The organism is Finegoldia sp. P1-F-LS (assembly GCF_052932205.1).
In genome coordinates this window covers 1-467 of sequence record NZ_JBRFJH010000030.1, presented here as the reverse complement: position 1 = coordinate 467, position 467 = coordinate 1, and the positions used below count along the sequence as shown (strand labels likewise).

Below are 467 nucleotides of genomic sequence, written 5' to 3'. Positions count from 1 at the left end.
TTGGTGGAGGAGGGTGGATTTGAACCACCGAAACATAAAGTAACGGATTTACAGTCCGTCCCCTTTGGCCACTCGGGAACTCCTCCTTGATCCTTTATTAAAAAGGATTTGGAGCTGGTGGGAGGACTTGAACCCCTAACCTACTGATTACAAGTCAGTTGCTCTACCAATTGAGCTACACCAGCATACTTGGCGACCCGGAACGGACTTGAACCGTCGACCTCCAGCGTGACAGGCTGGCATTCTAACCAACTGAACTACCGGGCCTTGTGTTAGAATTTGTTATCTTTGTTTCTGTAAAAAATATATGGTGGGCGATACAGGGCTCGAACCTGTGACCCCCTGCTTGTAAGGCAGATGCTCTCCCAGCTGAGCTAATCGCCCATATATCTGGTGACCCTACCGGGATTCGAACCCGGGATACCGCCGTGAAAGGGCGATGTCTTAACCGCTTGACCATAGGGCCT

Annotated in this window: 5 tRNA genes; all 5 read right to left on the bottom strand. The window is 50.5% G+C overall.

Features of this window, described 5'->3' with window-relative positions:
- Position 1 precedes the first annotated feature (1 nt).
- Positions 2–86: transfer RNA gene (locus tag ACU68Y_RS09120), tRNA-Tyr, on the bottom strand.
- 23 nt (positions 87–109) lie between these two features.
- Positions 110–185: transfer RNA gene (locus ACU68Y_RS09115), tRNA-Thr, on the bottom strand.
- Positions 186–190: 5 nt separating this feature from the next.
- Positions 191–267, bottom strand: a tRNA-Asp gene (locus ACU68Y_RS09110).
- 41 nt (positions 268–308) lie between these two features.
- Positions 309–384 (bottom strand) — tRNA-Val (locus ACU68Y_RS09105).
- A gap of 7 nt (positions 385–391) precedes the next feature.
- A tRNA-Glu gene (locus tag ACU68Y_RS09100) sits at positions 392–466 on the bottom strand.
- Between the last annotated feature and the right edge of the window lies 1 nt (position 467).